This is a genomic window from Paenibacillus puerhi (assembly GCF_009846885.1).
GTDB classification, from domain to species: Bacteria; Bacillota; Bacilli; order Paenibacillales; family NBRC-103111; genus Paenibacillus_G; species Paenibacillus_G puerhi.
Genome location: NZ_WUWM01000001.1, coordinates 280,766 through 293,589 on the forward strand (window position 1 = coordinate 280,766; position 12,824 = coordinate 293,589).

The window sequence follows — 12,824 nt, forward strand, 5'->3', positions numbered from 1 at the left end:
TTTTTTATTGTCCGCCTGGTTTCCTGCGGTAAAATGGCAAATTGACTCGATTTTCACAGGTGGGTATAATAGGACTATTGAGTGTGGAAGGAGATCCTTATGGACATCAAACGCATCGTTACTTTTCTAGCGATTATTCTGATCGTATTCACTTCGATTGGACTATCGAGCCCGGAGTTGGTCAAGAATATCAAGCTGGGTCTCGATTTAAAAGGCGGATTCGAAATCCTGTACGTGGCCGAGCCGATTGAGGCAGGCAAGCCGGTCAACAAGGATTCGCTTACACAAACGGCTCTAAGTCTGGAGCGGCGGGCGGACTCGCTGGGCGTTACGGAGCCGGAGGTTACGACGGAGGGAACGGATCGCATCCGTGTGAAATTTCCGGGGGTAAGCAATGAAGAAGAAGTTCGGAAAGTAATCAAGGAACCCGCCGAGCTGACCTTTCGCGGTCCGGACGGGACCAAGGAAATGCTCGGAAGCGATTTTGTCGAAGGCGCCGCAACGGTGCAGTTTGACCAAACTAACCGGGCTATGATCGCCATCGAGGTAAAAGATAAAGAAAAGTTCCGCAAGGTTACAGAGAAGCTGCTCGGGCAGCCGCTTGCGATCTACCTGGATGAAGACCTATTATCGGCTCCGACTATTCAGCAGGTGCTGACGGACGGAAAAGCGACGATTACAGGCAACTTTACGTTTGACGAGGCCAAGAAGCTGGCGGATACGATTAACCTCGGCGCCTTGCCGCTCAAGCTGACGGAGAAATATTCCCAGAGCGTAGGAGCTACGCTGGGTCTGATGTCCCTGCATCAAACGGTGAAGGCCGGATTGATCGGCTCTGTGCTCGTTTTGCTGTTCATGCTTATCTTTTACCGGATCCCGGGTCTGGTCGCTTCGATCTCGATCATTACCTACGCTTGGCTGCTGCTCGTCGTATTTGAGCTGATCCAGGCGACGCTGACGTTGCCGGGTATCGCGGCCTTTATTCTCGGGGTCGGTATGGCCGTAGATGCCAACATTATTACGGCCGAACGGATCAAGGAAGAAATTCGCAGCGGCAAAAGCATTTTGTCGTCCCTAAAAGCCGGGTCCAAGCACTCGTTCCGGACGATTATGGATGCGAATATTACGAACATTATTTGCGGCGCTGTCCTTTTCTACATCGGTAACGGCGCTATTCGGGGCTTTGCCCTTACGAATATGCTCAGCATTGCGCTTAGTGTCGTCACCAATATCTTCTTTGCGCGGCTTTTGCTTGTCTTGCTGATTCGCGCCAATGTGTTCAAGAAGCCGTCTTACTTTGGCGTAAAGGAGTCGGAAATCCGTGCACTCTAAAACTAATCATGTAACGAACACCCACGACTATTTCAAAAATTTCTTTGACTTCGTCAAGCATCGGAAATACTTCTATATGCTGTCTTTGATCATCTGCCTGCTGGGCGTGATCATGCTGTCCTGGAAGGGGCTGAACTACGGGGTAGACTTCCGCGCCGGTACTTCGATGGATATCTCTGCCTCGCAGTCCATTGATAAAGGAAAAGCGGCGGAGATCCTCGGCGCATCCGGGGCTGAAGCCGAGACGATGACGCTTGGCGGCGATAATGCGACCAGGTTGACGATGCGGTTTAGCGACATTTTGGACGACCCTACCGTACTGAGTATCAAACAAGGCTTTATCGCCGCATATGGAGACAGCGTGTCTCAAGAAGTTTACACGGTGACACCCGATATGGCTATCGAGCAGCAGAATAAGGCGCTGATGGCGATCGGAGTGGCGAGTGTGGCGATTGCGCTGTACGTGACGATCCGCTTCGAATGGCGCTTCGCGCTCGCTTCCATTATCTCGATTTTGCATGATGCGTTTGTGGTGATCAGCTTTTTCGCCATCTTCCGGCTGGAGGTCAATCTTCCCTTTATGGCGGCCGTCTTGACCACGATCGGGTACTCTATCAATGATAAAATTGTTATTTTCGACCGTGTCCGGGAAAATCTGCGCTTCGCCAGACTAAAGACAACGGAAGACTTGTCCAATATGCTGCATGACAGCATCTGGCAGACGATGAAACGGAACATCAATACGGTATTGACGGTATTGATCGCAGCCGTATGCTTGCTGATCTTCGGCAGCCCTGCAATCAAGCTGTTCGCGCTTGCCAAAATAATCGGCTTGACAAGCGGAGCTTATTCTTCGATCTGTATCGCCGGTCCGCTCTGGTATGAGCTGAAGAACAAGACGCTGGCTTCGAAGAAGAAAACCGCTGCGCAAGCATGAATATAATTGCCGTCGCGTCAATCAACATGCGGCGGCTTCTCTCTTTCCATCGCTAAGAGGATATCACTTTTCATAGAGGAGTGGCTCCATGACTGAAGTTAGAACGAAACAGGCGACGGTGGGCGCCTGGACCGGGATCGGGCTTCATCTCGCACTTGCTGTGGTGAAGGGCGTCTTCGGCGTCGCGGCCCAAAGCAAAGCGCTGCTGGCGGATGCCCTGCATACAGGGGCTCATGCTGTCGGGTCGATCGCTGCTCTCTACGAAGAACGGACGGGCAAGACCGCTGCGACCCGGGAGGCTTCATCCTCCTATAACCATAGAATGAAGCCGGTTACGACGATTTTGCTGGCTGTGCTGCTGATGGTGGGCAGTGTCGAGGTCGCTCTGACGGCTATCAAAGCTTTGCTGCAGGGGGAGAGTCAGCCTCCCAGAACGGCTGCGCTCATTATCATTGTCGTCTCCCTATTGATTAAGGAATTGTGGCGTCAGTACCGGATACGTTTCGTTCCGCAGACGGAAGTCTCGTATGCTTCGGGGGCCACTGCAAGCAATCGGGGGGATTTGCTGGCCTCTCTTATCGCATGTATCGGCATTGCCGGGGCGCTCGCGGCGAGCTACTTCGGCCTGACTTATCTGTATGTCCTCGATCCTCTGGCGGCATTGGTTATATCGGCCTCCGTTCTATGGACGGGCTACCGGCTTCTGCTGGAAGCGGCACTCCGTTCCAAGCCAAGGACGCTGCACCGGGAGGACGCCCATGATCTTCTGGAAACGGTGCAGCGGATTAAGGGAGTCATCTCGATCGATGATCTGCAGGCCAGAGAGGAAGGCCATTATGTGCAGGTTGACGTCAAAATCAGCGTAAACCCCCGTATTACGATCCATGAAGGACATGAGATCGCCAAAACGGTTAAGCAGGTTCTGATGAAGCGATTTATCCATATCACGGATGTTAACGTAGTGGTGTTCCCTTATGATCCCGGCTATCCGTACAAAAATGGGGACGTGGACCTGGAGGATATGCCGACGCTGATCCACTAGGGGCGGAAACAAATAAGGAGGCCTCACCGAATGCTGCAAGGAAAAGCAAGATGGACCGTCGGTCAAGCGGAAGCATGCGCGGCCAAGGCCCAGGAGCTTGAGAAGGAACTGAATGTCTCCCCGTTTCTATCGCGGCTGCTCGCGGTTCGGGGATTGACAGACATCGGGCATGCGGCTGAATTTTTACAAGGAGGAACGGATCAGGCGCATGATCCGTTCCTTTTGGACGGCATGGAACAGGCCGTCGAGCGCATACGCCGGGCCATAGAAGCGGGAGAGAAGATTCGTATCTACGGCGACTACGATGCCGATGGCGTAAGCAGCACTTCGTTGATGGTCAGCTTGTTCAAGCAGCTCGCATGCAGCTTCGACTACTATATTCCCCACCGTGTTCAGGAAGGCTACGGGCTCCATACGGGGGCGATCGACGCGGCAAAGGAGCAGGGAGTCAGCCTGATCGTAACCGTCGATACCGGGATCAGCGCCGTAGAGCAAATAGCGTACGCCTCTTCACTCGGTATCGATATTGTCGTAACGGACCATCACGAGCCGCCTGAGCTGCTTCCCCAGGCTTATGCGCTCGTCAATCCGAAGAAACCGGACTGTCCTTATCCATTCAAGCATCTGGCCGGGGTAGGGGTAGCCTTCAAGCTGGCTCATGCGCTGCTGGGCCGTTGGCCCGAGGAGCTGCTTGAATATGTGGCGATCGGGACGATCGCCGATCTGATGCATCTGTCGGGTGAGAACCGGATTATGGTGAAGCAGGGGATCGAGCGGATGCGGAGCACGACGAACGCAGGGCTTCGGGCGCTGCTCGAAGTATCCGGGGTTGCCGTCAAGGAAGTCAATTCGACGCATATCGGATTCGCATTGGGTCCAAGAATCAATGCGAGCGGGCGTCTGCTGAGCGCGGATGCGGCTGTCAAGCTGCTTACGACCGATAACGAGCAGGAAGCGATGCAACTGGCCGATAGTCTCGACGCGTTGAATAAAGAGCGCCAACGTATCGTCGATGACATGACCAAGGCGGCGTCGGGTATGGTGGAGGCCATGAGGGATGCTGACGGCGAGCTGCCGAAGGCTCTCGTACTCGCCCAGGAGGATTGGAACGTCGGCGTGATCGGGATCGTCGCCTCCAAGATGGTGGACCGGTATTACCGTCCCACGATCGTCCTCGGAATCGATAAGGAGACGGGGCTGGCCAAAGGGTCTGCGCGTTCCATCCCGGGCTTCGACCTTTATCAGGCTCTGACGCATTGCAGCAGCCTGCTGGAGCATTACGGCGGCCACCAGATGGCCGCGGGGATGACGCTTGCGCGCGGCTCACTGCAGGAGCTGTCGGAGAGGCTGAATCGGCTTGCCTTGGAATGGCTGGGACCGGAGGAGTTGACTCCGCAGCTACAAGCGGACCTGATCTGTCCTGCAGAGGATATCACCTTGGAGAACATCCGGCAGCTGGAGCTGCTCGGACCGTTCGGCATGGGCAACCCTGTCCCGCGCTTTATCTTCACGAAGCTTGGCGTCGGTGACATGAGAACCATCGGGAAGGAACGGCAGCATCTGAAGCTGACGCTCACCGATCCCGCTGCCGAAGCCGCCGCGAGCATCGAAGCGGTCGGCTTCGGCAAGGGAGTGCTGTCCGAATGGATCTCGCCGTCAGCACAAGTCGATGTTTTGGGCGAGCTGTCGATTAACGAATGGAACGGCGTCCGCCGTCCTCAAGTATTGATTCAGGATCTGCGCATCGAGGAGGTTCAGTTATTCGACTGGCGGGGAGCCGCCAAGCCCGAGCGCCGGGTTGCCGAGCTCCTGGACAAATGCAAGCGGATGCCCCCGGGAGAGCCGGGCGGCAAGGTGCCTCCCGCCATTATCGTCTTCGGTCGGGTTCCTCCAGCTGCTTTGAGGCCGTTCGCGGCGGCTGCGGCGATCTGGACGATCGACATTCATCTGGCCATTCGTCCGCAGAACGAGCTGGCGCGTTCCTCGCCGTTGTCGGAAGCCGAAGATATCATCGTGTTCAATGTACCGGACAAGCTTGAACAAATCGAGGCGCTGTCAGGCGAAGCCCAGGCCGTAAGGCGGTACTATGCGGTGTTTGGAGAAACGGAGCATGACCGTCAGGCGGGAGTCGTTCCGGGACGAGAGATGTTCAAGTCCGTTTACGGTGCTGTCGCGATGATAGAGAAGCAGCAGGGAGGCGGCTCAGTTGAAGCGGATTTTTGCCAAGTGATAGCGAGGCGCACGGGCTTATCCCCTTCGCTGGTTACCTTCATGCTGGAGGTATTCAGCGAACTGGGTATCGCCGCGCCGACGCCGGAAGGCGGCTACCGGCTTGTCCCTTCTGCGGCAAAGCGGGAGCTGTCGGCTTCGATCCTGTATCAAGCCAGGATGAAACGTCCGGAGGTGGAGCAAACCTTGCTTTACTCATCGGCCAAGGAGCTTTTGGAACGACTAGCCTGAAGCCTGCGGGCGGGCTGATAAGGAAACTTAATTGTAGAGGAGATTACAACATGGATTACAAGTCTTATATCCGGGAGATCCCAGATTTTCCGCAGCCAGGCATCAGCTTTAAGGATATTACGACGCTGTTGAAGGATGGCGCGGCTTATCGCGCGGTTATCGCAGACCTGGCCGGGAGACTGAAGGGCAAGCAGATCGACTGTATCGCCGGACCGGAAGCGCGCGGGTTTGTGATCGGGGCGCCCCTCGCGGTTGAGCTTGGCGTCGGCTTTATTCCGATTCGCAAAAGCGGCAAGCTGCCGGGGAAAACGATCGAAGCGGATTACGCCTTGGAATACGGCAATGACAAGCTGGCGATGCATGCCGATGCGATTGCCCCGGGACAGAAGGTGCTGATTGCCGACGATCTGCTTGCGACCGGTGGTACGATCTCCACGTCGGTCAATCTCGTGAAGCAGCTTGGCGGCGAAATCGTCGGTGCGGCTTTTCTTATCGAGCTGCTCGACTTAAACGGCAGAGATAAGCTTGATGGCATTGAAGTGCTGTCGCTGGTTCAGTATTGAGCGGTACAGAAAGAGCAAAAGCGGGTAAGTTCCAGGCTGCAGCCTGGAATTTACCCGCTTTTTTGCGTAGTTCTACCTAGAACCCCGCTTGCGGCATGTACAGCGGTTCCCGCTAATCGGCTTCGTGCGTCGAACTGGCTTTTTCCTGCACGCAGGGGACCCTTTTCCCGCCGCGCTTCCTGTACGCCTTGGGACTGTGCCTGTACGCTTGACGCAGCGGCGGACCCGCTTGCGGCAAGCCGGTCGCCGGGGATGCTTGGGCTTGCACCGATGCCCGGTTCCCGGGCCCGGTAGTCCCTCTTGCCCTGGCGGATAGTCTTCAGCAGGTGCTGCAGGCGGCGGAAGGGTCGAGTCTCCGGGTATGCCCGGGTGCTGCAGCGGCCAGCGGGAGGGGAGGCCAAATGGATTCGCGAGGGCGTCGGTTCCTTGAGCAGGCAGTCCGTTGCGATGGCCTTCGTGAGCCGCATCCTCCGTTAGGCTTCTGACACGGAATCGCTTCAAGGCAGGTTGTGCTTTGCTGTTCGGCATACAATTACTCCTTTCCATTAATCTACTCTATGTATATGTCCCCCTCGTCCCAAGGGTATAGTCGATGATCTACCTTCACGCAACATCCGCTTCCATCCTGTCCTGCTAGCAGATAAGAGAAGCGTTTCGCGAACGGGCTGCGAATTGGATTATGCTGCGATTGACGCAAAGTGTCGGTTTGTCCCGCAAATTCTTGACGCAGGGCACGTTTCAAGGGCATAATGGATTAAAATCGTTTTTAAGGGAATGGATAGACCAATGGGGATAGAGCAGCTTCTTGAGAAGGCATCCACTTATATTAAAGAGCAGGATCTCGTTCGAATTCGGGAAGCCTATGAATTTGCTGATCAAGCCCATTATGGTCAGGTGCGCAAGTCCGGCGAGCCGTACATCCTGCACCCGTTGGCCGTAGCGGAAATATTGGTCAACATGCAGATGGATACGATCAGCATCATCGCTGCGCTGCTTCATGATGTTGTGGAGGATACGACTGTTTCGCTGGAGTCCGTAAGGGACAAGTTCGGAGCGACCTGCGCGATGATCGTAGATGGCCTGACCAAGCTGGAGAAGATCAAATTCAAGAGCAAAGAAGAGCATCAGAACGAGAACTATCGTAAAATGTTCGTCGCCATGGCTCAAGATATACGGGTTATTCTAATTAAGCTCGCCGACCGGCTGCACAATATGCGCACATTGAAGCATCAATCCGAAGAGGCGCAGAGACGGATTGCGGACGAGACGCTTGAGATCTTCTGTCCGATCGCGCATCGTCTGGGGATTTCTGCGATCAAGTGGGAGATGGAGGACATTGCGCTCCGCTATCTGAACCCGCAGCAGTATTACCGGATTGTCAATCTGATGCAGAAGAAGCGTACCGAGCGCGAGCAGTATATTAACGATGTGATTCATACGGTTCAGGACAAGCTGAGCGAGATGGGCATCGAGGGCGACATTTCGGGCAGGCCGAAGCATATCTACAGCATTTATAAGAAAATGACAGCCCGCAGCAAGCAGTTCAACGAAATCTACGATCTGCTGGCTCTGCGGATTATTGTCGATAACATCAGGGATTGCTATGCCACGCTCGGTATTATCCATACGTTATGGAAGCCGATGCCCGGGCGCTTCAAGGACTATATCGCGATGCCGAAGCCGAATATGTACCAATCGCTGCACACCACCGTCATCGGGCCCAAGGGAGAGCCGCTGGAAGTGCAGATCCGGACCTTTGAGATGCACCGCACGTCCGAATACGGGGTCGCGGCGCACTGGGCCTATAAGGACGGCACTAACGTGCCCTCCGGCAGCTATGAGGACAAAATGCATTTCATCCGCGAAATTCTGGAGCTGCAGAATGAAGCGGAGGACGCCTCTGAATTCGTAGAATCCTTGAAGATGGACTTTTTCTCCGATCTTGTTTTTGTGTTCACGCCGAAGGGCGAGGTGATTGAGCTGCCGGCCGGATCGGTACCGCTCGATTTTGCTTACCGGATTCATACGGAAGTAGGCAACCGTACGATCGGAGCGAAGATCAACGGCCGCATCGTACCGCTGGACTACAAGCTGAGCACGGGGGACATTGTCGAGATTTTGACGTCTAAGCATTCGTACGGACCGAGCCAGGACTGGGTAAAGATAGCCCAGTCGTCGCATGCCCGGACGAAGATCAGGCAGTGGTTCAAGAAAGAGCGCCGTGAGGAAAACGTCGTCAAGGGCCATGAGCTGATCGAGCGCGAGCTCAAGCGACTCGGCTACGACCCTTCCCAGATGATGAAGGACGACGAGATGATGGAGGTTGCCAAGAAGTTCAACTTCAACGAGGTGGAGGATATGCTGTCCGCCGTCGGCTTCTCGGGCATCACGGCCGCTCAGATCGTAACCCGGCTGACGGAGAAGATGCGCAAGGAGGCCGAGGAGGCTCAGCAGCAGGCGCTGCAGCTTACCTCTGAAGTGAAGGAAATGAAGGCTCCTTCGATCGATAAGGAGCGCAAAGGGCGCCCCACCAACGGCGTTCGCGTCAAGGGCGTCGATAATCTGCTGGTACGCTTCGCACGCTGCTGCAACCCGGTGCCGGGCGACGATATTGTCGGCTACATCACCCGCGGAAGAGGGGTGTCTGTGCATAGGGCCGACTGTACCAATATCCCTTCGCCGGAGTGCAGCGACGAAGGGAACCGCGTGATCGATGTGGAATGGGCCGAGCAGGTGGAGGCTAATTATAATGTCGAGATAGAGATTACCGGACATGACCGGAGAGGGCTGCTGAATGAAGTGCTGCAGGCCGTTTCGGAAAGCAAGACCGTTATCTCGGCCGTATCGGGCCGCTCGGACAAGAACAAGATGGCGATGATTCATATGACTATTCTCATCCGCAACATTGACCATCTGCATGCGGTAGTGGAGAAGATCAAACGGGTCAAGGATGTATATTCCGTTCAGCGGATTATGCAAGCCTAGAGGAAGTGGGGTTCGGCGATCCAGTGAAGGTGGTAGTACAACGAAGCAAGGCGGCAAGCGTAACCGTCAGCGGTGAGATCGTGGGCAGCATCCCCGGCGGGCTTGTCCTTCTGGTGGGCGTGGGGGAAGGCGATACGGAGCAGGATGCACGCTACATCGCCGAGAAGGTGGCGGGCTTGCGCATCTTCGAGGACGAACACGGCAAGATGAACCTGTCGGTGCTGGATACAGGCGGCCAAGTGCTGTCGATCTCTCAATTTACGCTGTATGGCGACTGCACCAAGGGAAAGCGGCCGAACTTTATGGCTGCCGCCCGTCCGGAGAAGGCCGAGCCGCTATATGAAAGCTTCAATGAGTTTCTTCGCCAGCAGGGCTTGCATGTAGAAATCGGGCGATTCGGTGAGATGATGGAAGTGGCACTGATCAACGACGGGCCAGTCACCTTGATTCTCGAGAGCCAGGGGCGCGGAGCCTGACCTAAAGACCTAAGGGGTTAAAACGGAGGCTATGGGGGAATCCTAGCAGATGCCAGTCTAACATCCGACATAGACACCTGACAGGCAAGGAGACCTCGACATGTTCCGATCCCCCAAAGAGCAGATCGCGCTTATGCCGGAGCTGTACTTGAATCTCGGGCATATGGAGGAAGCCGCTGCGCTGCTTTCGGATGAACGAGGCGCCGGCGCCTGGAGCGCCGGACATTCCTCTCCCGAGGAGCAGCGGAAGCGGACGCCGCGCAAATCATTTCGTTGAATAAGACGGACCGTCACTCGCCGCCTGGGCGGCATGGTGATGGTCCGTTCTTCTCTGTGAAAATCACAGATAGAGGGCCAAAAGAAAGCGTGATGAAGCGACAAATGAAGTTTTATCTCATCTTTTAGGCCAAGTTGGCCGAATATTGCCGTTTTTGGACGAAATCTGCAACTTTTTGCGGACATGAATCGTATATTCCTTTTAGGAGTCCGTTTGTGCTCGCGGTCTTAGGCTTCTGCATGGACCTAGCAGCGGATTCGCTGAACTATTCCGTATAATAAGAGGTGTGATATGGCAAGCAATTCAAGGTATGCTTCAGGCGGCAGCCTGAAGGGGTATATCGTTATTCTCGCAGCGCTCGTCCTCATCGCGGCAGCTGCAGGCGGCCTTTACGTATGGAAGACCCAATCGTTGAAGCACAGTGTAACGACAAGCAAGGCGCAAACGCTGAAGGAGATCCAGACTGTTCAAGCGCCGAAGGGCTCCTATGACGTCATCGTGGCGGGCACCGATCCCGAAGGAGTAGCCGCAGCCGTATCGGCCGCGCGCAACGGCCAGAAGACGCTGCTTGTAGACGGCCATGATCGCGCCATTCTGGGCGGTCTGATGACGCTGGGATGGCTGAACAGCCTCGACATGAACTACGAGCCTGATAAGGGTGTTCTACATAAGCGCGAGGTATTGAACAAGGGGATTTTTAGCGACTGGTACAGCAAGATCGAAGGCGATTCCTTCGATGTGGTCACGGCTGCCAATGCCTTTCATGAGCTGGTAGCTGCAGAAAAAAATATTGATGTGCTTCTGAAGGTAAAGGCGATGGAACCGCTGATGCAGGCGGGCGGCGAAGGGCAGGTTGTGACCGGTCTTAAGCTTACGCTGGCTGACGGGTCGGTTCAGAGCGTCAAGGCGGGCTCCGTCATTGATGCGACGCAGGACGCCGATATTGCCGCATTAGCGGGAGTGCCTTACACAACGGGCCGCGAGGATTTGGGTGATAAGAAAGCCCGGATGGCGGTGACGCTTGTTTTCCGCTTGAAGAACATTACTCCGGACGTCTGGAAAAAGGTGCAGGAGCGCCTGGAAGGCGACGGGGATGCAGGCACGGGCGCCAATGCGATGAGCGCGTGGGGCTATAAGGATATGAAGGACTATCCTCCGGTCAACAAAGAACGCGTGGCTATGCGCGGCTTGAATATCGGAAGACAAAATGACAATACGATGCTGATCAATGCGCTTCAGGTCTTCGGTATTGACGGTACCGATCCCAAGTCGAAGGCTGAAGCCTTTGAGCTAGCTAAAAACGAGCTTCCTCATATCGTGGAGTACATGAAGAAGCAATATCCGGAGTTTGCGGGGATCGAGCTCGATGCGACAGCGCCTGAGCTGTATATCCGGGAAACGCGTCACATCCAGGGCGAATATCGACTAAGTATCGTCGATGTGCTGGAGAACCGGGATCAGTGGGATCGCATCGCTTTCGGCGAATACCCGGTCGATATTCAACGGATCTCGCCTGCTGATACCGGGGCGGTCGTCACTGATCCGAAGCAGTACGCAGTGCCGTTCCGCAGCATTGTACCGTTGAAGGTCGACGGCCTGCTCGTCGTCGGACGGGCCGCAAGCTTCGATACGCTGCCGCACGGCTCGGCCCGGGTTATTCCGGTCGGGATGGCTGCCGCCGAAGCGGCAGGGGCAGCGGCGAAGATCGCAGCGGACAAGAAGCTGACGTTCCGCCAGATGGCCGCCTCCAAGGAAGCGATCGCAGAGCTTCATGCTTCTCTGACGAAGCAGGGCATGGCGTTGAATGAATATACGCTGAAGCCGGAGCCTTTCATGGAGCATAAATCCTATGAAGGCTTGAAGGCCGCCGTGACGCTCGGATTGACGACGGGCGGATACGATAATAACTTCCGGCTGGATGAGAAAAGCAACCAGCAGCGAATGCTGAACATGCTGGAAGGCATGCGCAAGTTCAAGCCTGAGGCATTGCCCGGCGCTCCGTCATCAGCGATAGCCAAGGGAGCGGATGCGAAGACGCTGCCGGTTACGCTGGACACGGCCGCTTACATGCTCGCCTTGCTGCTCAAGCAGGACGCCACGCCTGAGACAGCGGTTGAAGTGCTGCAAAGCAAGGGCTGGCTGACCAAGGCTTCTGTGGATTCCATCGGCAACAAGCAGGAGCTGACCAACGGCGATACGTATATGCTGATTAAGGATGTTTATCAGGTACTGAGAAAAGAGAAGTAAGCAGGGCACGGCAAAAAGGCAGAATCCCGGGATTTCTGCCTTTTTGCCTATCACAGAACAACATAAAGCGCGGTGCCTGCTTGACTTTACCGACTTGGGCAGTTAAAATGTGAACATTGAAAGTCATTGATGCGATCCATGGATGGGAAGAAGTAATCCGAACCTTGCATAGAGCAGAGAGGGAAGCCCAGGCTGCAAGCTTCCTTATGCGAATCGGACGAAAAGACCTCCCGGAGGACAGTCGGGGAACCCGGCTGCTGCCGCAATCTGAGCCGTATACGGCTGGAGATGCGAGAGCAGCTGTGCAGTAGCCGCACTGCGTATGGCGGGCGTTATCCGCTTCAAGTGTGAGTGTGTCCTCGGGCCCGGTTGGCCGCGGCAGATGATGCATTCAAATCGCGGGTGGTACCGCGGGAGAAATCGATATGTTCTCTCGTCCCTGTCAACGACAGGGGCGGGAGTTTTTTTATTGGCCCGGGAATCATGCCGCATGAGGCTTGAGCCA

At 55.5% G+C, this 12,824-nt stretch carries 10 protein-coding genes; 9 read left to right on the forward strand and 1 reads right to left on the reverse strand.

What is annotated here, in order from left to right; all coding sequences use genetic code 11:
• Positions 1-99: 99 nt before the first annotated feature.
• The 5 genes from secD (at position 100) to GSF01_RS01250 (ending at position 6,334) form a co-directional block, all read left to right on the forward strand.
• Positions 100-1,332: a protein translocase subunit SecD gene (gene secD, locus GSF01_RS01230; RefSeq protein ID WP_159881189.1), complete on the forward strand. Its 1,233-nt coding sequence runs from the start codon at positions 100-102 to the stop codon at positions 1,330-1,332.
• Complete coding sequence (gene secF, locus GSF01_RS01235; RefSeq protein WP_268893666.1) at positions 1,322-2,269, forward strand: protein translocase subunit SecF; 948 nt, start codon at positions 1,322-1,324, stop codon at positions 2,267-2,269. Before secD ends, secF begins: the two co-directional genes overlap by 11 nt.
• Positions 2,270-2,357: 88 nt before the next feature.
• Positions 2,358-3,311 (forward strand): cation diffusion facilitator family transporter, encoded by a 954-nt coding sequence (locus GSF01_RS01240; protein WP_159881190.1) that lies wholly within the window; start codon positions 2,358-2,360, stop codon positions 3,309-3,311.
• A gap of 30 nt (positions 3,312-3,341) precedes the next feature.
• Entirely contained in the window at positions 3,342-5,771 is a 2,430-nt protein-coding gene (recJ, locus tag GSF01_RS01245) for a single-stranded-DNA-specific exonuclease RecJ (RefSeq protein ID WP_159881191.1), read from the forward strand.
• Positions 5,772-5,821: 50 nt separating this feature from the next.
• On the forward strand, positions 5,822-6,334 hold the full coding sequence (locus GSF01_RS01250) for an adenine phosphoribosyltransferase (RefSeq protein WP_159881192.1): 513 nt from the start codon (positions 5,822-5,824) through the stop codon (positions 6,332-6,334).
• A 50-nt stretch (positions 6,335-6,384) separates the two neighbouring features.
• Here GSF01_RS01250 and GSF01_RS01255 read toward each other — a convergent pair whose 3' ends face one another.
• Complete coding sequence (locus tag GSF01_RS01255; RefSeq protein WP_159881193.1) at positions 6,385-6,801, reverse strand: hypothetical protein; 417 nt, start codon at positions 6,799-6,801, stop codon at positions 6,385-6,387.
• Between the two features lie 319 nt (positions 6,802-7,120).
• Here GSF01_RS01255 and GSF01_RS01260 point away from each other — a divergent pair, with 319 nt between their 5' ends.
• The 4 genes from GSF01_RS01260 to GSF01_RS01275 all read left to right on the forward strand — a co-directional run bounded on the left by GSF01_RS01260 (position 7,121) and on the right by GSF01_RS01275 (position 12,319).
• Entirely contained in the window at positions 7,121-9,319 is a 2,199-nt protein-coding gene (locus GSF01_RS01260) for a RelA/SpoT family protein (RefSeq protein ID WP_159881194.1), read from the forward strand.
• A gap of 23 nt (positions 9,320-9,342) precedes the next feature.
• Positions 9,343-9,795, forward strand: a complete 453-nt coding sequence (gene dtd / locus GSF01_RS01265) for a D-aminoacyl-tRNA deacylase (RefSeq protein WP_159881195.1) — start codon at positions 9,343-9,345, stop codon at positions 9,793-9,795.
• A 100-nt stretch (positions 9,796-9,895) separates the two neighbouring features.
• Positions 9,896-10,072 (forward strand): hypothetical protein, encoded by a 177-nt coding sequence (locus GSF01_RS01270; protein WP_159881196.1) that lies wholly within the window; start codon positions 9,896-9,898, stop codon positions 10,070-10,072.
• A 291-nt stretch (positions 10,073-10,363) separates the two neighbouring features.
• Positions 10,364-12,319 (forward strand): FAD-dependent oxidoreductase, encoded by a 1,956-nt coding sequence (locus GSF01_RS01275; RefSeq protein ID WP_159881197.1) that lies wholly within the window; start codon positions 10,364-10,366, stop codon positions 12,317-12,319.
• Positions 12,320-12,824 lie beyond the last annotated feature (505 nt).

Bases quoted from the DNA above. Each gene is read 5' to 3' on its own strand.
- secD (WP_159881189.1), top strand. From the start codon at position 100: ATGGACATCAAACGCATCGTTACTTTTCTAGCGATTATTCTGATCGTA.
- GSF01_RS01270 (WP_159881196.1), top strand. From the start codon at position 9,896: ATGTTCCGATCCCCCAAAGAGCAGATCGCGCTTATGCCGGAGCTGTAC.
- recJ (WP_159881191.1), top strand. From the start codon at position 3,342: ATGCTGCAAGGAAAAGCAAGATGGACCGTCGGTCAAGCGGAAGCATGC.
- GSF01_RS01260 (WP_159881194.1), top strand. From the start codon at position 7,121: ATGGGGATAGAGCAGCTTCTTGAGAAGGCATCCACTTATATTAAAGAG.
- GSF01_RS01255 (WP_159881193.1), bottom strand. From the start codon at position 6,801: ATGCGGCTCACGAAGGCCATCGCAACGGACTGCCTGCTCAAGGAACCG.
- GSF01_RS01275 (WP_159881197.1), top strand. From the start codon at position 10,364: ATGGCAAGCAATTCAAGGTATGCTTCAGGCGGCAGCCTGAAGGGGTAT.
- GSF01_RS01250 (WP_159881192.1), top strand. From the start codon at position 5,822: ATGGATTACAAGTCTTATATCCGGGAGATCCCAGATTTTCCGCAGCCA.
- GSF01_RS01240 (WP_159881190.1), top strand. From the start codon at position 2,358: ATGACTGAAGTTAGAACGAAACAGGCGACGGTGGGCGCCTGGACCGGG.